Origin of the sequence: Aeribacillus sp. FSL K6-1305 (assembly GCF_038050115.1) — a bacterium.
In the GTDB taxonomy this organism is placed as follows: domain Bacteria; phylum Bacillota; class Bacilli; order Bacillales; family Aeribacillaceae; genus Aeribacillus; species Aeribacillus composti.
In genome coordinates this window covers 1,351,283-1,372,518 of sequence record NZ_JBBOQV010000001.1, presented here as the reverse complement: position 1 = coordinate 1,372,518, position 21,236 = coordinate 1,351,283, and the positions used below count along the sequence as shown (strand labels likewise).

At 41.3% G+C, this 21,236-nt stretch carries 16 protein-coding genes; 13 read left to right on the top strand and 3 right to left on the bottom strand.

Annotation, left to right across the window (positions count from 1 at the left end; translation table 11 throughout):
* Window positions 1–48: 48 nt before the first annotated feature.
* The 4 genes from ahrC (at window position 49) to spo0A (ending at window position 5,482) form a co-directional block, all read left to right on the top strand.
* A complete protein-coding gene (gene ahrC, locus NST97_RS06565) occupies window positions 49–498 on the top strand; it encodes a transcriptional regulator AhrC/ArgR (protein ID WP_063388132.1) in 450 nt (149 codons plus the stop codon).
* A gap of 21 nt (window positions 499–519) precedes the next feature.
* The gene (gene recN / locus NST97_RS06560; protein ID WP_341343054.1) at window positions 520–2,244 is read left to right on the top strand and encodes a DNA repair protein RecN; all 1,725 of its coding nucleotides are present in this window, start codon (window positions 520–522) and stop codon (window positions 2,242–2,244) included.
* Between the two features lie 115 nt (window positions 2,245–2,359).
* A complete protein-coding gene (spoIVB, locus tag NST97_RS06555) occupies window positions 2,360–3,649 on the top strand; it encodes a SpoIVB peptidase (RefSeq protein WP_311066312.1) in 1,290 nt (429 codons plus the stop codon).
* 1,038 nt (window positions 3,650–4,687) lie between these two features.
* Window positions 4,688–5,482, top strand: a complete 795-nt coding sequence (gene spo0A, locus NST97_RS06550; protein WP_063388135.1) for a sporulation transcription factor Spo0A — start codon at window positions 4,688–4,690, stop codon at window positions 5,480–5,482.
* A gap of 19 nt (window positions 5,483–5,501) precedes the next feature.
* Here spo0A and NST97_RS06545 read toward each other — a convergent pair whose 3' ends face one another.
* On the bottom strand, window positions 5,502–5,750 hold the full coding sequence (locus tag NST97_RS06545; RefSeq protein WP_340787823.1) for a DUF2627 domain-containing protein: 249 nt from the start codon (window positions 5,748–5,750) through the stop codon (window positions 5,502–5,504).
* A 212-nt stretch (window positions 5,751–5,962) separates the two neighbouring features.
* Here NST97_RS06545 and lpdA point away from each other — a divergent pair, with 212 nt between their 5' ends.
* The 7 genes from lpdA to NST97_RS06510 all read left to right on the top strand — a co-directional run bounded on the left by lpdA (window position 5,963) and on the right by NST97_RS06510 (window position 13,522).
* On the top strand, window positions 5,963–7,384 hold the full coding sequence (gene lpdA, locus NST97_RS06540) for a dihydrolipoyl dehydrogenase (protein WP_340806002.1): 1,422 nt from the start codon (window positions 5,963–5,965) through the stop codon (window positions 7,382–7,384).
* Between the two features lie 17 nt (window positions 7,385–7,401).
* Entirely contained in the window at window positions 7,402–8,394 is a 993-nt protein-coding gene (locus NST97_RS06535; RefSeq protein ID WP_340787819.1) for a thiamine pyrophosphate-dependent dehydrogenase E1 component subunit alpha, read from the top strand.
* 13 nt (window positions 8,395–8,407) lie between these two features.
* Complete coding sequence (locus NST97_RS06530; RefSeq protein ID WP_063388139.1) at window positions 8,408–9,391, top strand: alpha-ketoacid dehydrogenase subunit beta; 984 nt, start codon at window positions 8,408–8,410, stop codon at window positions 9,389–9,391.
* Between the two features lie 30 nt (window positions 9,392–9,421).
* Window positions 9,422–10,657, top strand: coding sequence for a dihydrolipoamide acetyltransferase family protein (locus NST97_RS06525; RefSeq protein ID WP_311066310.1), 1,236 nt, complete (start codon window positions 9,422–9,424; stop codon window positions 10,655–10,657).
* Window positions 10,658–10,778: 121 nt separating this feature from the next.
* Window positions 10,779–11,216, top strand: coding sequence for a BrxA/BrxB family bacilliredoxin (locus NST97_RS06520; protein WP_063388141.1), 438 nt, complete (start codon window positions 10,779–10,781; stop codon window positions 11,214–11,216).
* A gap of 77 nt (window positions 11,217–11,293) precedes the next feature.
* Complete coding sequence (locus tag NST97_RS06515; RefSeq protein WP_341343053.1) at window positions 11,294–12,244, top strand: aromatic acid exporter family protein; 951 nt, start codon at window positions 11,294–11,296, stop codon at window positions 12,242–12,244.
* 96 nt (window positions 12,245–12,340) lie between these two features.
* Window positions 12,341–13,522, top strand: coding sequence for an IS701 family transposase (locus NST97_RS06510; protein WP_063388773.1), 1,182 nt, complete (start codon window positions 12,341–12,343; stop codon window positions 13,520–13,522).
* 543 nt (window positions 13,523–14,065) lie between these two features.
* On the opposite strand, the gene prli42 is transcribed toward NST97_RS06510, so the two are convergent.
* Window positions 14,066–14,161, bottom strand: coding sequence for a stressosome-associated protein Prli42 (gene prli42, locus NST97_RS06505; protein ID WP_153028099.1), 96 nt, complete (start codon window positions 14,159–14,161; stop codon window positions 14,066–14,068).
* Window positions 14,162–14,311: 150 nt separating this feature from the next.
* Here prli42 and NST97_RS06500 point away from each other — a divergent pair, with 150 nt between their 5' ends.
* Entirely contained in the window at window positions 14,312–15,433 is a 1,122-nt protein-coding gene (locus NST97_RS06500; protein ID WP_339196787.1) for a tripeptidase T, read from the top strand.
* A gap of 190 nt (window positions 15,434–15,623) precedes the next feature.
* Here the strand turns inward: NST97_RS06500 and NST97_RS06495 are convergent, their stop codons facing one another.
* On the bottom strand, window positions 15,624–16,526 hold the full coding sequence (locus NST97_RS06495) for a LysR family transcriptional regulator (RefSeq protein WP_341343052.1): 903 nt from the start codon (window positions 16,524–16,526) through the stop codon (window positions 15,624–15,626).
* Between the two features lie 128 nt (window positions 16,527–16,654).
* Between NST97_RS06495 and gltB the strand changes: the two genes are divergently transcribed.
* The gene (gene gltB, locus NST97_RS06490) at window positions 16,655–21,214 is read left to right on the top strand and encodes a glutamate synthase large subunit (RefSeq protein ID WP_341343051.1); all 4,560 of its coding nucleotides are present in this window, start codon (window positions 16,655–16,657) and stop codon (window positions 21,212–21,214) included.
* Window positions 21,215–21,236 lie beyond the last annotated feature (22 nt).

Genomic DNA, 21,236 nt, shown 5'->3' with positions numbered 1-21,236 from the left:
TTTTTCTATGAGATATCATAACAGGAAAGAGAATAGGGGTGGTCGCTAATGACAAAAGGACAGCGTCTTATTAAAATTAGAGAGCTTGTCACAAATTACGAAATCGAAACGCAGGATGAACTAGTAGAAATGCTGAAAAATTTAGGTTTTAATGTCACCCAAGCAACCGTATCCCGCGACATCAAAGAGCTCCATTTAGTGAAGGTTCCGACATCTGATGGACGTTATAAATACAGCCTGCCCGCAGATCAGCGCTTCAATCCCCATCAAAAGCTGAAAAGAGCATTGATGGATGCATTTGTTAAAATCGATTCTGCCGGACATTTGCTTGTGATGAAAACAATGCCGGGAAATGCTCATGCAATTGGTGCATTAATTGATAATTTGGACTGGGAAGAAATATTAGGGACAATTTGCGGCGATGACACGATTTTAATTATATGCAGGAAGAATGAAGACACCAAAACGTTGACGGAAAAATTTTTGGACATGCTTTAACAAGTTTGGGGTGAAAATGCGATGTTAGCGGAATTGTCGATTAAAAATTTTGCCATTATTGAATCCCTATCTCTTTCTTTTGAAAAAGGGCTGACAGTGCTGACGGGAGAAACGGGTGCTGGGAAATCGATCATTATTGATGCTATATCTCTTCTTGTAGGAGGACGCGGTTCTTCTGAATTTGTCCGAGCCGGTGAAAAGCGCGCTGAATTGGAAGGGTTGTTTATATTGGAAGAAGAGGACCATCCGTGCTTGAAAAAGTGCCATGAATTAGGAATAGATGCTAGTGAAGGCATGATTGTTTTAAACCGGAATATCTCCGCTAACGGAAAAAGCATTTGCAGAATTAATGGAAAGCTTGTCACAATCGGAATTCTCCGGGATATTGGGAGCACATTAGTCGATATACACGGACAGCACGATCATCAAGAGCTGATGGACGAGCAAAAGCATCTTCATCTTCTCGACGAATATGGCGGCGAAGAAGTGAAAAAAGCAAAGGATGCATACGTAAAGCTTTATAAAAAATACACGGACTTAACAAAGCGGTTAAAAGCCCTTTCAGAAAATGAGCAGCAGATGGCGCATCGATTGGATTTATTGAAGTTTCAATTAAAGGAAATTGACGATGCCGATTTAAAAATGGATGAAGATATAAAGCTTCAGGAAGAACGGCAGGAAATGTTAAATTTTGAAAAAATTTATGAAGCCTTGAAAAATAGCTATGAATCGCTGCAGGGAGAGCAGCGCGGGCTTGATTTTTTACGACTTGCCATGAATCATTTAGAAGAAGCAGCAGAATTTAATAAACAGTTAAAAGAAATGTCCGAAACACTGTCGAACAGTTTTTACGTTGTAGAGGATTTAACATTTCAGCTTAGAAATGAATTAGAACGCATGGAATTTAATCCTGATCGGTTAAATATGATAGAGGACCGCCTCCATGTCATTCATCGGTTAAAACGAAAGTACGGGCAATCAATCAAAGACATTTTGCAATATAGAGATGAAATTGAAAAAGAGATCGATACGATTGAAAACCGTGAAAGCCATATTCAAACGCTTAGAAATGAGCTTAAATCTGTCGTCGAAGAACTGCTGACAAAATCCCAACATTTAACAGCAATAAGAAAAAAATACGCAAACAAGCTAACCGCTCAAATCACATCTGAATTAAAACAGCTGTACATGGATAAAACTACATTTAAGGTTCAATTTTCGCAGAAAGAGGCCCAAGATTCCGCTTTGATCGATGGAATTCCAGCGAAATTTGGAAGTGACGGCATGGATTTTGTGGAATTTTACATTTCCACCAATCCAGGCGAACCTCTTAAGCCTCTTGCGAAAATTGCTTCCGGCGGGGAATTATCAAGAATCATGCTTGCCTTAAAAACGATTTTTTCCAAGCATCAAGGAATTACTTCCATCATATTTGACGAGGTGGATACTGGTGTAAGCGGCCGTGTCGCCCAAGCGATCGGAGAAAAAATTTATCAGGTGTCGATTAACTCTCAAGTGCTATGCATCACGCATCTTCCTCAAGTTGCAGCGATGGCTGACAACCATCTATTAATTGCTAAGGAAGTAAGCAAAGAGGGAAGAACGAAAACAAAGGTTCTTCCGCTTTCTGAAAAAGAAAAAATTGCAGAAATCGGCCGGATGATTGCTGGAGCGGAAGTGACGGAATTGTCGAAGCAGCATGCAAAAGAGCTGTTGGATCTGGCTATATCGGTGAAATCCTCCTAGCGGAAATAATTTCTTTAAGAAAAAGTTATAAATGGCCTCGCTCAAGGAAAAATTATTAGATGTAGCCATGTGAAATAGTCATATGGTGTGGGTTAGGAGCGAGGAGAGTGAAGAAATGACTTTAGAATACATCAGAAAAATAATTGGTACGATTCTCCTTGTTTCTTTAATCAGTTTAGGCTTTTCAAAAGAGGTGCGACAATATTTACACATTCCGAAAACAATCACCATTTTTGAACATGACGTTTATACAATAGAAAAAAATGTTATTCCAGCTCAAGCTCAAGTTCAGGATGTTCAAAACGCTTTAAAAGTGTCGGAAAGCGGGGACGAATTGCTGCTAAAAGGCACGAAATCTGGAGATGGACAAATTCTCTATGAAATAAAAGGCATGCCGGTTAAAAACGTGAATGTCAAAGTTCTCCCGGAATTAAAGGTAATTCCTGGAGGCCAATCGATCGGTGTTAAGTTAAATACACTTGGTGTTTTAGTAGTCGGCTTTCACCAAATTGAAACTGAAGCCGGAAAAAAATCACCGGGTGAATCGGCAGGTGTAGAAGTCGGCGATATGATAACAAAAATTAATGGGACAAAAATAGAAAAAATGAGTGATATTATTCCATTTATACAAGAAGCAGGAAGAACAGGCCGCCCTTTAGCGATCGAAGTAAAACGCAACAACAAAGTTCTCAACACGAAATTGACACCAGTCAAAGACAAAAGCGACAAAACGTATCGTATCGGTCTCTATATACGGGATTCTGCAGCAGGCATTGGAACGATGACGTTTTATGATCCGAAATCAAAAAAATACGGTGCTCTTGGTCACGTTATATCAGATATGGATACAAAAAAACCGATTGTGGTTGAAAATGGAAAAATTGTCCGCTCAACGGTAACGTCGATTGAAAAAGGAAGAGGCGGAAGTCCAGGTGAAAAATTAGCAAGATTTTCAGAAAAACATGAAGTGATCGGCTCTATTTCAAAAAACAGTCCATTCGGCATATTTGGCAGGCTGAATCAAGAAGTGAAAAACGGAATTATGGACAAACCGATACCAGTTGCTTTCTCACATCAAGTAAAAGAAGGTCCTGCAAAAATTTTAACAGTGGTAGATCAAAATAAAGTGGAAGCATTTGATGTAGAAATTGTCAGTACCGTTAATCAAAAGTTTCCTGCAACAAAAGGTATGGTCATAAAAGTGACAGATAAGGAATTGCTTAAGAAAACAGGAGGCATTGTTCAAGGAATGAGCGGCAGTCCAATCATTCAAGATGGAAAGCTGGTTGGCGCTGTGACTCATGTATTTGTCAATGATCCGACATCTGGTTACGGTGTTCACATTGAATGGATGCTGCAAGACGCAGGGATTAGTATTGACGAAAAGCAGCAAAAAGCGAGTTAACGCACTCGCTTTTTCTTATGTGCGCCCGGCATGTACATGAACTATAGGATGTAAGTCCCGAACCCCGAAGACAGAAGTAGAGGTTAGCTCAACGAAAGGGTGTCCGTGGTGACGCGGAATCTGAAGGAAGCTGGAGGCAAAACACCGGTCCGAGGAACACGAACCTCATATAAGGCTAGGTATGATTGAGTGAGTTTGCAAAACAAAACAAAGCTCTTTCTGTCGAAGGTCATATCGAGTAAATGAGGCGGATAGATGGTGTGAAAGTGCATGTACTTACCCGGGGAGGTCTGGCGGATATGTGAAGTACACTTCATAACCTACTTAGTGATAAGTAGCTGAACCGTCAGAAGTCAGCAGAGGTCATAGTATTAGTTGGTCTAGAACAACTAAGAAGGACCGAACAATTAAGAGAGAATAGCCCTTGGCATTCAGTGAGTCATGATGAACACAGAAAACGTAGTACCTCACTTGAGGGAGGAAGCGGTGAATCCCGTGGGAGACCTCTTGGAGGGTGGAGTGACCACTGGCATAAAGAGAACAGCTATTCACGGAAGTTATAAAGACTTGCGTCAATTATCTTAATGGAACCGCCGTATACGGAACCGTATGTACGGTGGTGTGAGAGGACGGGAGTTAATCGCTCCCTCCTACTCTTATTACATGATGCAGCGTTCTGACATAAATCCTTTTGCGAAAAACGTCACGTTCACATAAAGGAATTTTGTGAAGTGGGCTGTTTGCTTTAAAAGCAAGGGAAGTGTACTGGCTGAATCAAGCGAAAATTTATGTATAAACTTATTTAATTCGACATACATATTTATTACAAAAACGCTGTTTATGTTTGTTAGAGGAGAAATTTGGTTGAAATCTAAGACTTTATTCATAATAAATAGGAAGAAAAAAGAAGAACTTTGAAAAAACACATATTTTTTCACTTTTTTTTAAAAAAGGAAAAGGATTATTTGTAAAGTTGTCGAAAATATCTTGTAGATCAAACAATGTATAATTTTGTAAAGAGGATTGGGAGGAGTGCGTGTGGAAAAAATTAAAGTATGTATCGTTGATGATAACCGAGAGCTTGTTGCCCTTTTGGATGAATATTTATCCAGCCAAGAAGATATGGAAGTGATCGGTGTTGCTTACAATGGTCAGGAATGTTTAAATATTTTAAATGAAAAAAGCCCGGACGTTCTTGTATTGGATATTATAATGCCCCATTTAGATGGTTTAGCAGTGCTGCAAAAGCTCAAGGAGCTAAACAAAGCGAAAAAACCGAACGTGATCATGTTAACTGCTTTTGGCCAGGAGGATGTAACGAAAAAAGCGGTCGACCTAGGGGCTGCTTATTTTATTTTAAAACCGTTCGACATGGAACAGCTGGCTGGAAATATTCGTCAAGTGAGTGGAAAACCTTCACCTTTAATGAAAAATATATCTTTACATAAATCTGGCTCTGCTGTTTCTGAAAATAAAAATGACAATCTAGACGCTAGTATTACAAGCATTATTCATGAAATCGGGGTTCCTGCGCACATCAAAGGATATTTATATTTAAGAGAAGCGATTTCCATGGTTTATAATGATATCGAGCTGTTAGGATCGATTACAAAAGTGCTTTATCCAGATATTGCGAAAAAATTTAACACAACGGCAAGCCGTGTGGAACGTGCTATCCGCCATGCTATTGAAGTAGCATGGAGCCGCGGCAACATTGAATCTATCTCATCGCTGTTTGGCTACACAGTCAGCATGTCAAAAGCCAAACCGACGAACTCAGAATTCATCGCAATGGTGGCAGATAAATTGAGATTGGAGCATAAGGCCTCCTGAAAAAAAGTAACCGCTGAGCCTAACGGCGGTTACTTTTTTTCTGAAAACGCGGCTGAACTCGATTGCGTTTTCTATCTCTATGCAAAATAAATCCTCCTATAAAGAACAATCCTGCTAGGAAAAATAATAAACCCATTAAAAATTGCAGCCATAAATAAGGAAACGGGGGCTGTAAAATGCCAAAAAGCATATCACGCATTAATTTAATTCCGTAAACCGCCAGAATCCCTGGAATCACCATAATCATCAATGCAATAAGCCTTATCATTTGACTTTATATCCCTTTCTGTTAAAATAGTACGGATCAATTTCATTTTTACGGTCATCTAACAATTTGTCAATACAAATAAACATGTTATGATGAAGGTATGCCATTTTATTAATGGTGAATGGACAAATAGCAGACGTCTTTTCTATATAAATATTTTTAAAAATCGGTTTTTTAGCATACATAGAAGAGATTAAAGGAAGGAGAGTTTCATGGCCAAAGAATATGATGTAGTGATTTTAGGAGGAGGAACAGCAGGATATGTCGCAGCGATCCGGGCATCCCAGCTCGGTATGAAAACAGCTATTGTAGAAAAATCAAAGCTTGGGGGGACCTGTTTGCATTCGGGCTGCATCCCGAGCAAAGTTTTATTGCGAAGCGCTGAAATTTTTGCTCAATCAAAAAAAAGCAGCGACTTTGGAATCGAGCTGTCCAATGTTCAAGTCAATTTTGATAAAGTGCAGGAGCGGAAGGAAAAGATAGTTTCTCAACTTTATCAAGGGGTCAGGCAATTAGTCAAAAAGGGAAAGATCGATGTGTTTCATGGCATCGGACGAATTTTAGGTGCGTCCATCTTTTCTCCGCAGCCGGGAACAGTTTCTGTAGAGATGGAAAACGGGGAGGAAAACCAAATTTTACTTCCGAAATACGTTATTATTGCAACTGGATCGCGCCCTCGTGAATTGCCTGGATTAACGATTGACGGCGAGACTATTTTGACGTCAGATGAAGCATTGCAATTACAACGCCTTCCTTCATCTATGATCATTGTGGGCGGCGGAGTGATTGGAATGGAATGGGCATCTATGCTCTCTGATTTCGGAGTTGAAGTCACGATCCTTGAAATGGCGGATCGAATTTTGCCGTCAGAAGATATTGAAATAAGTAAAGAAATGGAACGGCTAATGAGGAAAAAAGGAGTCCGCATTTTTACGAATATATCGATTTTGCCTGAAAAAACAGAAATACAAAACGGAATCACAGTGTTCATCGAACAGGATGGACAAGAAATCAGTTTGCACAGTGAAAAACTGCTGTTGTCAATAGGGAGAAAAGGGAACACAGAAGGAATTGGATTGGAAAATACCGAAATTGAAATCCATAATGGCTATATTGTGACAAACGAGTTTTATCAAACAAAGGAATCAAACATCTATGCAGTCGGTGATGTCATCGGCGGTCTTCAGCTTGCCCATGTCGCATCGCAAGAAGGAATACGCGCCGTAGAACATATTGCAGGAGAGAATGTTTTGCCAATTGACTACAAAAAAGTCCCTAAATGTATTTATTCGAATCCTGCAGCTGCAAGTATCGGTTTAACAGAACAAGAAGCGAGGGAAAAAGGCTATACCGTCAAAATCGGAAAATTTCCTTTTCAAGGAGTTGGAAAAGCGCTCATTTATGGAGAACCGCAAGGGTTTGTCAAAATTGTCGCAGATGAAAAGACCGATGATCTTTTAGGAATTCATATTATCGGACCAAATGCAACAGAGCTGATTTCTGAAGGAAGTTTAGCAAGCTTTCTCGATGCAAGCTCTTGGGAACTCTCCCGTACGATTCATGCCCATCCAACATTGTCAGAAGGGATAATGGAAGCGGCTCTTGCGGTAAATGGCAAAGCAATACATATATAAGCTAGGGAGGTCTTGTCATGCCCAAAAATCGTCATCAGTCTTTAGGTTTAACGGATCAGGACGTATTAAACATGTATGAAACGATGCTTCTTGCAAGAAAAGTGGACGAACGGATGTGGCTTTTAAACCGAGCAGGAAAAATCCCATTTGTCATCTCATGTCAAGGGCATGAAGGCGCTCAAGTTGGTGCAGCCTTTGCCTTGGACAAAACAAAGGATTATATTTTGCCTTACTACCGTGATCTAGGCATTGTCCTGCACTTTGGAATGACCGTGAAAGAATTAATGCTGTCAGCATTTGCAAAAGCGGAAGACCCGAATTCCGGGGGCAGGCAAATGCCGGGACATTTCGGCCAAAAGAAAAATCGGATTGTAACTGGTTCATCCCCTGTTACAACTCAAGTTCCTCATGCAGCTGGAATCGCCTTAGCAGGAAAAATCGATAAAAAGGATTTTGTCACATTTGTTTCCTTTGGGGAAGGATCTTCGAACCAAGGAGATTTTCATGAAGGGGCGAATTTTGCTGGAGTACATAAATTACCTGTCATTTTGATGTGTGAAAATAACCAATACGCCATCAGCGTTCCGATTCAAAAGCAATTAGCTTGCGAAAAAGTGTCAGACAGAGCAGCAGGGTACGGCATGCACGGGGTGACTGTAGATGGAAACGATCCTCTTGAAGTGTATAAAGTTGTGAAGGAAGCGAGAGAAAGAGCTGTCCGAGGAGAGGGACCGACATTGGTTGAAACGCTTGTGCACCGCCTTACACCCCATTCGAGCGATGATGATGATCGGAGCTACCGGACAAAAGAAGAAATCGAAGAAGCTAAGAAAAAAGATCCGATTTATACGTTTGCATCCTATTTAAAAGAAATTGGATTGTTAACAGAGGAATTGGAACAAAATATGCAGACGAAAATTGCAAGCGTAATCGATGAAGCAACTGATTATGCAGAAAATGCGCCTTATGCGGCTCCGGAACATGCACTGAAACATGTGTATGGAAACTGAAGGAGGAAAAAAGATGCCAATTATGTCATATATCGAAGCAGTTACAGCTGCACTTCGTGAGGAAATGGAGCGAGATGAAAAAGTATTTCTACTAGGAGAAGATGTCGGGAAAAAAGGAGGAGTTTTTAAAGCGACTCAAGGGTTATATGAACAGTTTGGAGAAGAGAGGGTAATCGATGCTCCCCTTGCTGAATCTGCTATCGCTGGCGTTGGAATAGGAGCGGCCATGTACGGAATGCGCCCTGTTTGTGAAATACAATTTGCTGATTTTATTATGCCGGCTGTCAATCAAATTATTTCAGAAGCAGCGAAAATACGGTATCGCTCCAACAATGACTGGAACTGTCCGATTACGATTCGGGCGCCGTTTGGCGGAGGAGTGCACGGTGCTTTATACCATTCTCAGTCTGTTGAGGCGGTATTTGCCAACCAGCCTGGTTTGAAAATTGTCATACCTTCTACGCCGTATGACGTAAAAGGATTATTAAAAGCAGCGATACGCGATGATGATCCTGTCTTATTTTTTGAACATAAGCGGGCATACAGGCTCATTAAAGGGGAAGTTCCGGCAGATGATTATGTTTTGCCGATTGGAAAGGCGGATGTCAAGCTGGAAGGGGATGACATTACCGTTATTACATATGGATTGTGCGTTCATTTTGCTCTGCAGGCAGCTGAACGATTAGAAAAAGATGGAATTTCTGTCCACCTTTTAGATTTAAGAACGGTATATCCGCTTGATCAGGAGGCTATTATTGAGGCCGCTTCAAAAACCGGCAAGGTGCTTCTCGTGACTGAGGATAATAAAGAAGGCAGTGTAATGAGCGAGGTATCCGCCATTATTGCAGAGCATTGTTTGTTTGATCTTGATGCACCAATTAAACGGCTTGCAGGCCCGGATGTACCTGCAATGCCATTTGCACCGACAATGGAAAAATTTTTTATGATGAATGCAGAAAAAATTGAAAAAGCGATGAGAGAATTGGCAGAGTTTTAAAGTTGACCCTAATCTCAAGGAGGAATCAACGTGCTAATCGAAGAAATGAAAATGCCTCAATTAGGAGAAAGCGTGACAGAAGGAACAATCAGCAAGTGGCTCGTCTCCATCGGCGATAAGGTCAACAAATATGATCCCATTGCAGAAGTTATGACGGATAAAGTAAATGCAGAAGTTCCTTCATCATATACAGGTGTAATTAAAGAGCTTGTAGCTGAGGAGGGAGATACTCTCCAAGTTGGCGAAGTTATTTGCAGAATTGAAGTGGAGGCTGTGGCGGTTGAACAAGAAAAAAACATTCAGCCAAAAGACAGTCTTTATGCTAATGACCATCAGCCGGCTGAAAAAGAAGAAACGGAAAAGAAGACTATGAAAAACAGGTATTCTCCGGCAGTGCTCCGGCTAGCTCAAGAACATGATATTGATTTAGAAAAAGTCAACGGAACGGGAGCTTTCGGAAGAATTACCCGAAAAGATGTGTTGAAACTGATTGAAGCAGGTAATATACCGAAAAAGGGCTCCTTGATCCAAGAAACGAAATCCTATAAATCACCTAAAACAGCCGGTGATACTGAAATTCCTGTTTCTGGGGTGCGCAAAGCCATTGCTCAAAATATGGCGCGAAGCAAAACAGAAATTCCCCATGCTTGGATGATGATTGAGGTCGATGTAACTGGGTTAGTTGAATTAAGAAATTCGATCAAGGAAGAATTTAAAGCAAAAGAAGGTTTTCCTTTAACATTTTTCCCGTTTTTTGTGAAAAGCGTTGCAGAAGCGTTGAAAGAATATCCGCAAATGAATTCGACTTGGGCGGGGGATAAAATTATTCAAAAGAAAGACATTAATATTTCGATCGCTGTTGCAACAGATGATGCGCTTTATGTACCAGTTATTAAACATGCTGATGAAAAATCCATTAAAGGAATTGCTCGAGAAATTAACGAGCTTGCTTTAAAGGTTAGAACGGGAACGATTGAAGCGAAGGAAATGGAAGGCGGCACATTTACCGTTAACAACACAGGTTCATTCGGCTCTATTCAATCAATGGGAATTATTAACTATCCACAAGCGGCTTTGCTGCAAGTAGAAACGATTGTGAAAAGATTAGTTGTCATGAAAAACGGAATGATCGCCGTGCGCGATATGGTGAATCTCTGCCTTTCTCTCGATCATAGAGTATTAGATGGGGTAGTATGCGGAAGATTTTTGCAAAGAGTAAAACAAATATTAGAAGGTATTTCGAAAGAAACGACATCCGTATATTAGTCCTTTGAGTTATTAGAAATAATGCTTAAGCAGAATTGAATTGGTTAACATTTGCTTCAAAGATTGCTGTTATTGTAAGATAACAATATAATGGTGAAAAAAGGGAAAGGGGTGCGAATGAATGAGCATCGATTTTAATTTCTTCATGAACGACATAGTTCGCCAAGCGCGTGAGGAAATCGTCGCCGCTGGCTATACGGAATTGAAAACACCGGAAGAAGTGGATGAAGCTTTAACGAAAAAAGGAACCACTTTAGTAATGGTTAATTCTGTTTGCGGCTGTGCAGGCGGAATCGCAAGACCGGCTGCATATCATGCGCTTCATTATGATAAACGTCCTGATCAATTAGTGACTGTATTTGCAGGTCAAGATAAAGAAGCTACGGAACGAGCTAGATCTTATTTTACCGGTTATCCGCCGTCTTCTCCATCTTTTGCGCTGCTCAAGGATGGAAAGCTCGTTACCATGATTGAACGCCATGAAATCGAAGGACATGAGCCGATGTCTGTTGTCCAAAAATTACAAGAGGCATTCGAGCAATATTGTGACGAAGTATAAAAAGAAAAGGCTGCCATTTTTAGATGTGGCGCCTTTTTTATTTCGAAAAGAGAATAGGAAAATGATGGTGATGAGTAATGAGAAAATTTAAAATCGGTTATCGTACGTTAAAAACAGCGATAGGTGCTCCTCTAGCGATATTTTTAGCACAGCTGATGGATTTAAACCATTTTGTTTCCACCGGCATCATCGCGATTCTTTGTATTCAAGTAACAAAAAAGAAATCATTGAAAAGCGCTTGGTCCAGGTTTTTTGCTTGTATAACGGGAATGATGTTTTCTTTTCTTTTTTTTGAAATTTTTGGTTACCATCCAATTGTCATTGGATTTCTGTTGCTTTTTTTCATACCGACAATGGTGCTTTTTAAAACGACAGAAGGCATTGTAACGAGCTCTGTTATTATTTTGCACTTATATGAAGCAGGTCAAATAACGCTGGATATTGTTCAAAACGAACTTTTGATTATTGTGACAGGGATCGGAGTAGCGCTCTTAATGAATCTGTATATGCCGAGCCTGGAAAATGACCTTAATGTTTATCGAAAAGAAGTAGAAAAAAACTTTGCGGTTATTTTTGAAAAAATTGTAGCTTTTTTAAGAGAAGGCGACTATACGTGGGATGGAAAAGAAATTCCTGAGACAGCCGATCTCATTGAAAAAGGGAAAGGATTGGCGCTCCGAAATGTAGAAAATCGTTTGCTAAGACATGAAGACCAATATTATGCATATTTTAAAATGAGAGAAAAACAATTAGAAATCATTGAACGAGTGCTGCCGACGTTCACGATGATCACCGCAAACGTAGAACAAGCGCACCTTATTGCACAGTTTATTGAAGAGTTAAAAGACAACATTCATTCCGGAAATACAGCAAAGAAATTTTTAAAAAAGCTAGATGACATCAAAAAAGAGATGGAAAGGGCACCGCTTCCGAAAACAAGAAAGGAATTTGAAACGAGAGCAAGGCTTTATCATTTTTTATATGAAATGGAGCAATATTTAATTACTGTAGATGAGCAAATTCACTAACATAAATTTACATCCGAACAAAAAAGGAGACATGAACCCGATTCCTTGATTAGAATAGATGTGTCACCAAACCATTCTCAAGGAGGTTCATGTCTCATGAATAGACTACCACATCACCAAGGAATCGACAAGTTTTTCGCAATGTTGGGGCTGGCCCTTTATTTCTCTAAGCCGGTCATGAAGCATCTCGTTCATATTATCGATGCGCTGACAACGAAAGGATTTGTGGGAACCTTGACCGATCTGCATCATGAGAGCTTTCATCCCAACCATCGAACGACACTGAGCCATTTTTTCACGAAAAGCCCTTGGGATGAAGAAATCTTGCTTCGCAAACTCCAGCAGTGGATGCTTCGTCATGTGGAACGAACGGCCAAGCGAAAGAATCACCCCATTTTTGTTTCGATCGATGATACGATCTGCCGAAAAACGAAGCCTTCGTCACAGGCGAAACACGCTATTGAAGGGTGTAATTGGCATTATTCTCACGCGGACAAAAAGTCGATTTGGGGACACTCTCTCGTCTGGCTCATGGTTCATACGATGACGCAAGCCTTTCCCTTTGCGTTTCGCCTCTACGACAAGGCGGATGGGAAAAGCAAGGGTCAATGGGCCATCGAGATGCTTTCTTCTTTGGATGTGCACGGTTCTGTTTATGTGCTGATGGATTCTTGGTACCCATCGAAAACACTCGTGGAAGCCTGCCTGAAAAAAGGATTCCACGTCATTGCGATGCTCAAGACGAATCGGGTTCTTTATCCAAAAGGCATCGCCATCCAAGCCAAACAGTTTGCCCGCTATATCGAACCGAACGACACCCATCTCGTCACGGTGGGAGAAGAGCGTTATCGCGTGTATCGCTACGAGGGAGCGCTGAAAGGTCTCGATGATGCCGTTGTGTTGTTGGCTTGGAAAGCCGATCAGCCGATGACACCTGAACATCTTCACTGCGTCTTGAGCACCGACCGGGAGCTAAGCGATGAAGAGATCTTGCGCTACTATGCCCAGCGTTGGTCGATCGAATGCTTTTTTCGACAAGCGAAAGACCAGCTGAAGCTCGATGGGTACCGCGTTCGTCAACGTCGGGCGGTGAAACGGTATTGGATCTTGGTGCAACTCGCTTATGTGTACAGTATGGTCGAATCCAACAGCGATTTCTCTACCGGGCTTGACTTCCTTCGAAAGAAGAAAGGACATAGCCTCGTGGAGTTTATTTACGATGCAGCGAAACAAGATATTCCCATTGATGTCGTTAAAAAACAGCTTCATGTGGCATAAGGGGTACTCCGTTTGTCTCTTTTTACATGGTAATTATTGTAATGAAAATTGCTCAACTACAGTTAATTATTAAAAGCCAGTTTAAAGGTCTTGCCGACGCCAAAAAAGGAAAAGGATGAAGCTCTTGTCATTGAGCACAATAAAACGAGAGATCGTGTCAATGCTTTTTTCATACATATGTTTAGAAGAAACGCCTTTACGAGCTGCACTTTTCAAAATACAAACAGAAGAATGGACCGTGTCTGCTGAAAAAAATCGGCTAAGAATGTTCACCATATCGGTTCGCATGATCTGAAAATATTCGTGAACAGCTATGGAATAAATCAGCGGATCTGTAAAAAAATTCGCGGCAACGATGCCAAAAGTCCGCAGCGGACGAGATTGATTTTGCGAAAATGAATGTGCGGAATTCATGGACTTTATCGGAAAATATGTAACAAAAGGTAGTATGAGGACGAGCAATCGAGAGGAGGAAGCACCGATTTGAAAGAAATTGTTTTTCACCAAACAGCCTATGTGGTGTAAAAAGTGCATGTTGAATTTTTAAAGCCACATAGTGATGCCTGTTAAAATTGAGGTGATCAGCAATGAACCTAACATAATATAAACAACCCACTTTTGCATTTTTTTGCTTGTCATCATGATTCCCTCCACATACATGATTTATAAAACATTGTACAACGATTTTTTAGAGGGGACAACCTTCATCGACAGCTTCTTTTTGATTTCACAAGCGGAATCAAAATCGGTTACACTAAACATGAATACATAATTAGGAGGAAAGACAAAATGGTTCAGGAAAACCGGCTAGTGAATGAATTTTTAGAACTCGTGAAAATTGATTCAGAAACAAAATTTGAACGGGAAATAGCAAATGTATTAAAGCAAAAATTTACCGAGCTTGGACTACAAGTAATAGAAGACGAATCAATTGAAAAAACAGGACATGGAGCAGGAAATTTAATTTGTACGCTAGAGGCGACGAAAGAAGGCGTTGATACGATTTATTTTACCTCTCATATGGATACGGTCGTGCCTGGAAAAGGGGTAAAACCTTCTATACAAAACGGATATATTGTGACGGACGGAACAACGATTTTAGGCGCTGATGATAAAGCGGGCCTTGCCGCAATGCTGGAAGCGGTGCGTGTATTAAAAGAAAATAACATTCCTCACGGGAAAATCGAGTTTGTCATTACGGTTGGAGAAGAATCAGGTTTAATTGGGGCAAAAGCGCTCGATTCAAAACTGATTACCGCGCAATACGGGTATGCATTGGACAGTGACGGAAAAGTTGGAGACATTATTGTTTCGGCGCCGACACATGCAAAAATTAAAGCGACGATTCACGGAAAAACCGCTCATGCCGGGGTTGCGCCAGAAAAAGGAATTTCCGCTATTACGGTTGCAGCAAAAGCAGTTGCCAATATGCCTTTAGGCCGAATCGATGAAGAAACAACGGCAAATATCGGCCGTTTTGAAGGGGGAACGCAAACAAATATCGTATGCGACCGCGTTGAAATTTTAGCTGAAGCGCGTTCACTTGTACCTGAAAAATTGGAGCAGCAAGTACAAAAAATGAAGGAAGCTTTTGAAACAGCAGCTGCCGAAATGGGAGCAAAAGCAGAAGTGGATATTAACGTAATGTATCCCGGATTTACGTTTACCGATGAAGATAAGGTCGTTCAAATTGCTAAAAAAGCTATCAAAACAATCGGCAGAGAGAGCAGATTGTTAAAAAGCGGGGGCGGAAGCGATGCGAATATTATCGCTGGCTTCGGCATTCCGACTGTTAATCTTGCTGTTGGTTATGAGGAAATTCATACAACAAATGAAAAAATGCCGATTGAGGAGCTTGTCAAAACAGCAGAATTAGTTGTCGCCATTATAAAAGAGGTAGCAAACCAATAGAGCTTTGAAAATTTGAAGCCGGAAGCTCGTCACTCAGCAAACGATCCGATGTGCCAGGCCTTAGGCTTCATAATAAGAATTGACAGCTCCAAAACATCTGCAAGACCTCTGATAGTTTTTACAACCTCCGGCTTCTATAATATTGACAGCCGTTCCGCTCTTCCAGCGTCGTGTTGGAAGAGCATCTTTTTTATTGATATTTTTCTAGTACTGAGAAAAACTCTTTAGCAAATTGATAAAACACTTTAACGGACGGGGCCAGCTCGTAATTTTTCGATATAATAATGCCGACATTTCTGCTTACACGAGGCATTTCAATCGGAATTTTTACCGTAAAACGAGGCATTGTTTCATAAAAAGTGCTTTCAGGCAGCAATGTTACGCCAATTTCTGCCGATACGAGCCCTTTGATGGCATCTAAATCTTCCCCTTCCGATGAAATAATTGGGAAAAATCCAGCCTGTTGACACGCTTCATGCACGATTTTATGCAGAATATAACCTTCTGGAAACGTCACAAACGGTTCATTACGCAATTCAGTCAGCACTAAGCTTTTTTTGTGCGCAAGCGGATGATTGTGCGGCAAAAGGGCTGCAAAGGATTCCGTAAATAAAATATCCCCTTTCACATCGTTGTCATCCGTCGGAATAGGACCGAGAAAAGCTAAATCGATTTCTCTTTTTTTGACGGCTTCAATTAAATATTTATAAGAACCTTGTCGCAAATGAAAGGAAACGTTCGGGTGTTTTGCTTTAAAAGCGGAAATAACAGTCGGCATTGTATGGCTTGCCAAGCTCGTCGGAAAGCCGATTTTAACTGTTCCTCTTTCCGGATCCAAAAATTCTTCAATTTGCTGTTTGGCGTGTTCGATCGCTTTTAAAGCCGTCTCGACATGGGGCAAAAAATGACGTCCAATTGGAGTAAGCTTAACATTCCTTCCTTCCCTTTCAAAAAGCTCCACTCCGAGCTCCGCCTCTAAATTTGCTATTTGCCTGCTGATAGCCGACTGTGCGACATGAAGGGCTTCAGCAGCTTCTGAAACATGCTCCCGCTTCGCAACCTCCCAAAAATATATAAGCTGTCTCAGTTCCATTTGACTCACCCCCAAGCAATTTATATCAAAATGAGATTATTATTATCTAAATTATATATTGTTAATATTATTTTTGAAAACTACAATTATACATACAGACTTATCGGCATGAGAATGGGGGAGAAGAGATGAAACAGATAGGATTACCAAAGGCACAAGGTCTCTATCGTCCTGAATTTGAACATGATGCATGTGGGATCGGTTTATATGCTCATCTGAAGGGGAAACCTTCTCATGATATTGTCAAAAAAGGCCTTCACATGCTTTGTCAATTGGAGCACCGCGGCGGACAAGGAAGCGATCCGAAAACTGGAGACGGTGCAGGCATTATGGTTCAAATTCCGCACAATTATTTTAAAGTTGCTTGCGGACGAATGAACCTTCCAGAAAAAGGACGATATGGAGTCGGAATGGTCTTTTTGCCGAGTCGTGAACATGATCGGATACATTATGAAACAGAAATCAATAAAATCATTGAAAAAGAAGGACAAATATTATTAGGTTGGAGAACTGTGCCGGTAAATTCTGAAAAGATCGGTTGGCTTGCAAAAGAGAGCAAACCTTTCATCAGACAAGTATTTATTGGGGCGAGCGATGATATTCAAGACGAGCTTACTTTTGAGAGAAAGCTGTATGTTATTCGGAAACAAGCAGAACGTCTTGTTCAAAATAATGAATTTTATTTTGCAAGTTTATCAAGCCGGACAATTGTTTATAAAGGTCTCTTGACGCCTGAACAATTAGATGAATTTTATGTAGACTTGCAGGACGAGAGATTTCAATCAGCTTTTGCTCTAGTCCACTCCCGATTCAGCACCAATACGTTCCCAAGCTGGGAAAGAGCGCATCCAAACAGATATTTAATCCATAATGGCGAGATCAACACATTGCGCGGCAATGTGAATTGGATGGCTGCAAGGGAAAAGCTGTTTGTTTCAGACGTTTTCGGGGATGATTTGACAAAAATCACACCTATTTTAGATATGAACGGAAGCGATTCATCCATTTTAGACAACGCTTTTGAATTTTTTGTGCTGGCAGGGAAAAAGCTGGCGCACGCGGCGATGATGCTTATTCCTGAACCGTGGTTTTGGGATGATGAAATGGATGATGATAAGAAAGCATTTTATGAGTTTCACAGCTGTTTTATGGAGCCGTGGGACGGTCCAACGGCCATCTCGTTTACAGACGGAAAGCAGATCGGAGCTATTTTGGACCGCAATGGACTTAGACCAGCCCGCTACTATGTGACGAAAGATGATTACATTATTTTCTCATCAGAAGTCGGTGTGATTGATGTTGAACCGGAAAATGTGCTTTATAAAGACCGGCTGAGTCCAGGAAAAATGCTGTTGATTGACTTGGAAGAAGGAAGAATCATTTCTGATCAGGAAATCAAAGAAGAAATCGCCAAAGAAAAACCATATCGCCAGTGGATCAATGATCAGATGATTTCTATTTTCGACATCAATGTCCCTGAAGATGTTGAAAAGGTTGACGATCTAACCAAACTCCAAAAAGCGTTTGGTTATACGTATGAAGATGTTGAAAAAACAATTGCAGCAATGGTGATCGATGGAAAAGATCCGATCGGCGCAATGGGAAATGATACTCCTCTTGCAGTGCTGTCAGATCGCCCGCAAAGCTTGTTTAATTATTTTAAACAATTGTTTGCCCAAGTAACGAATCCTCCGATTGATGCGATTCGTGAATCGATCGTCACTTCTACGATGACACTGTTAGGAAAAGAAGGAAATATTCTCGATCCTGATCCATCAGCAGCACGACGCATTCGCTTAGAATCTCCAATTCTTTCGAATGAAGAACTCGCTGCTTTGAAAAATAATCCGTATCCTGAATTTAAATGCGTCACTTTGCCGGCTTTGTTTAAAGATGATTTGAAAAATGCATTGGATCAGCTCTTTCAAGCTGCTGATGAAGCGGTGGAAAACGGCGCTACACTTCTAGTTTTATCAGATCGCGGAGTAAATGAAGAATATGCAGCAATTCCAGCACTGCTTGCCGGAAGCGCTCTGCATCAATATATGGTGAAAAAAGGAACCCGCACGAAAGCAAGCATTATTGTTGAATGCGGAGAAGCGAGAGAAGTGCACCATTTTGCGGCTCTAATAGGATATGGTGTAGATGCGGTCAATCCTTATTTAGCTTTAGAAACAGTGCGAAATGCTGTTCAAAAGGGAACGATTCCATATTCATATAAAGAAGCAGTAAAAAGATTTAAAAAAGCGGTGACAGACGGGGTCGTCAAAGTCATGTCAAAAATGGGAATTTCTACGATTCAAAGCTACCGCGGAGCCCAAATTTTTGAAGCGGTCGGCATTGGAGAAGAAGTTATCGAGGAATACTTCACTGGAACAGCCTCGCAAATTGGAGGAATCGGATTAAAAGAAATTGAAAAAGAAGCGAAAATGCGTCATGCTCAAGGATTTAAAACAACTTATCGAGATGAAACGCTCGATCCAGGCAGCGAATTTCAATGGAGAAGAAACGGAGAACACCATGCATTTAATCCGAAAACGATCCATACGCTGCAATGGGCATGCCGGAAAAACGATTATAAGTTATTTAAAGAATACTCGAAGATGGCCAATGAAGAGCAAGTGACGTTTTTGCGCAACTTGTTTGAATTCAATGAATCTAGAAAACCGATTCCTATTGAAGAAGTTGAGCCGGTGGAATCGATCGTACGCCGCTTTAAAACAGGAGCAATGTCCTTCGGTTCCTTAAGCAAGGAAGCGCATGAAGCATTGGCGGTTGCGATGAACCGCATCGGTGGAAAAAGCAACAGCGGTGAAGGTGGAGAAGATCCGAACCGCTATGTTCCAGATGAAAATGGAGATTTGAAGCGAAGCGCCATAAAACAAGTAGCTTCCGGCCGCTTCGGCGTGAAAATCCATTATTTAGTCAATGCTGACGAGCTGCAAATTAAAATGGCTCAAGGAGCAAAGCCAGGTGAGGGCGGACAGCTGCCAAGCAAAAAGGTGTATCCTTGGATCGGAAAAGTTCGCGGCTCTACACCGGGTGTGGAATTGATTTCACCGCCTCCGCACCATGACATTTATTCAATTGAAGACTTGGCGCAGCTTATTCATGATTTGAAAAACGCGAATAGAGATGCCCGAATCAGCGTCAAGCTTGTTTCAAAAGCTGGAGTAGGAACGATTGCTGCTGGAGTTGCGAAAGGTGCAGCGGACGTTATTACAATCAGCGGCTATGACGGCGGTACCGGGGCATCTCCAAAGACGAGCATTAAGCATGCCGGACTTCCGTGGGAGCTCGGCCTTAGTGAAACACATCAAACGCTTATGCTCAACGGATTGCGTGACCGAGTCGTTCTTGAAACAGACGGCAAGCTGATGACAGGCCGTGATGTTGTGATGGCGGCATTGTTCGGGGCAGAAGAATTTGGTTTTGCAACCGCTCCTCTAGTCGTTCTAGGATGTGTCATGATGCGTGTATGTCATCTTGATACATGTCCAGTCGGAGTGGCAACGCAAAATCCTGAACTTCGTGAAAAATTTATGGGCAAGCCAGAGCATGTTGTTAATTTCATGTATTTCATCGCGCAGGAAGTTCGCGAAATCATGGCAAGCCTCGGATTCCGAACTATTGATGAAATGGTTGGAAGATTAGATGTATTGAAGGTTAGCGACCGTGCAAAAAAACATTGGAAGGCAAAGCATCTTGACCTATCCCGCTTGCTTTATCAAGTGGAGGGTCCGCGAACATTTGCACGTCCGCAAAACCATAAAATCGACCAGTCATTAGACGTGAACGAAGTATTGCCGAAAGTTGAAGAGGCAATTAAACGGAAAGAAAAAGTTGAACTCCATTTGAACATTAAAAATGTGAACCGCGTCGTTGGAACCATTACAGGCAGCGAAATTGCAAAACAATATGGCGAAGAGGGGCTGCCGGAAGATACGATCAATCTTCATTTCTACGGCTCAGCAGGTCAAAGCTTTGCTGCGTTTGTACCGAAAGGAATGACGATGACGCTTACTGGCGACGCCAATGATTACATTGGAAAAGGCTTATCCGGCGGAAAAGTAATTGTCCGTCACCCGAAAGAAGCATCTTTTGCATCAAGTGACAATGTCATTATTGGAAATGTGGCGTTCTACGGTGCAACGAGCGGTGAAGCATATATTCAAGGGCGAGCCGGCGAAAGATTTTGTGTCAGAAACAGCGGTGTGAATGCTGTTGTTGAAGGTGTCGGCGATCACGGTTGTGAATATATGACCGGAGGACGTGTTGTCATTCTCGGATCTGTCGGCAAAAACTTTGCAGCTGGTATGTCCGGAGGCATTGCTTACGTATTGGCGGATGATCAGGAGAAATTCAAACGAACAGCCAATAAGGAATTAGTGTTATTTGAATCTCTTGAAGATGAAGAAGAAATCCGCACTGTATATGACATGATTTCGAAGCATTTCCAATATACAGAAAGTCCAAAGGCCCGGCATATATTAGATCATTGGGAAGAGTATGTCGGAAGATTTATTAAAGTGATACCTAGAAACTACAAACTAATGATCAGCACGATTGAAAAAATGGAAAATTCAGGTCTTACGAAAGAAGAAGCTGTACTTGCAGCATTTGAAGCGGTTGCGAATGAGAAAACAACCGCCGGTGAACCATTCGCTTTACAGGCTGTTGCAAATTAACCTCATTGCACACCTAGTGAAT

What these genes read in the sequence shown, in the direction of transcription:
- ahrC (WP_063388132.1), top strand. Translation starts at nt 49, where the DNA reads ATGACAAAAGGACAGCGTCTTATTAAAATTAGAGAGCTTGTCACAAAT.
- recN (WP_341343054.1), top strand. Translation starts at nt 520, where the DNA reads ATGTTAGCGGAATTGTCGATTAAAAATTTTGCCATTATTGAATCCCTA.
- spoIVB (WP_311066312.1), top strand. Translation starts at nt 2,360, where the DNA reads ATGACTTTAGAATACATCAGAAAAATAATTGGTACGATTCTCCTTGTT.
- NST97_RS06545 (WP_340787823.1), bottom strand. Translation starts at nt 5,750, where the DNA reads ATGATAAGGCTTATTGCATTGATGATTATGGTGATTCCAGGGATTCTG.
- lpdA (WP_340806002.1), top strand. Translation starts at nt 5,963, where the DNA reads ATGGCCAAAGAATATGATGTAGTGATTTTAGGAGGAGGAACAGCAGGA.
- NST97_RS06535 (WP_340787819.1), top strand. Translation starts at nt 7,402, where the DNA reads ATGCCCAAAAATCGTCATCAGTCTTTAGGTTTAACGGATCAGGACGTA.
- NST97_RS06530 (WP_063388139.1), top strand. Translation starts at nt 8,408, where the DNA reads ATGCCAATTATGTCATATATCGAAGCAGTTACAGCTGCACTTCGTGAG.
- NST97_RS06520 (WP_063388141.1), top strand. Translation starts at nt 10,779, where the DNA reads ATGAGCATCGATTTTAATTTCTTCATGAACGACATAGTTCGCCAAGCG.
- NST97_RS06515 (WP_341343053.1), top strand. Translation starts at nt 11,294, where the DNA reads ATGAGAAAATTTAAAATCGGTTATCGTACGTTAAAAACAGCGATAGGT.
- NST97_RS06510 (WP_063388773.1), top strand. Translation starts at nt 12,341, where the DNA reads ATGAATAGACTACCACATCACCAAGGAATCGACAAGTTTTTCGCAATG.
- prli42 (WP_153028099.1), bottom strand. Translation starts at nt 14,161, where the DNA reads ATGACAAGCAAAAAAATGCAAAAGTGGGTTGTTTATATTATGTTAGGT.
- NST97_RS06500 (WP_339196787.1), top strand. Translation starts at nt 14,312, where the DNA reads ATGGTTCAGGAAAACCGGCTAGTGAATGAATTTTTAGAACTCGTGAAA.
- NST97_RS06495 (WP_341343052.1), bottom strand. Translation starts at nt 16,526, where the DNA reads ATGGAACTGAGACAGCTTATATATTTTTGGGAGGTTGCGAAGCGGGAG.
- gltB (WP_341343051.1), top strand. Translation starts at nt 16,655, where the DNA reads ATGAAACAGATAGGATTACCAAAGGCACAAGGTCTCTATCGTCCTGAA.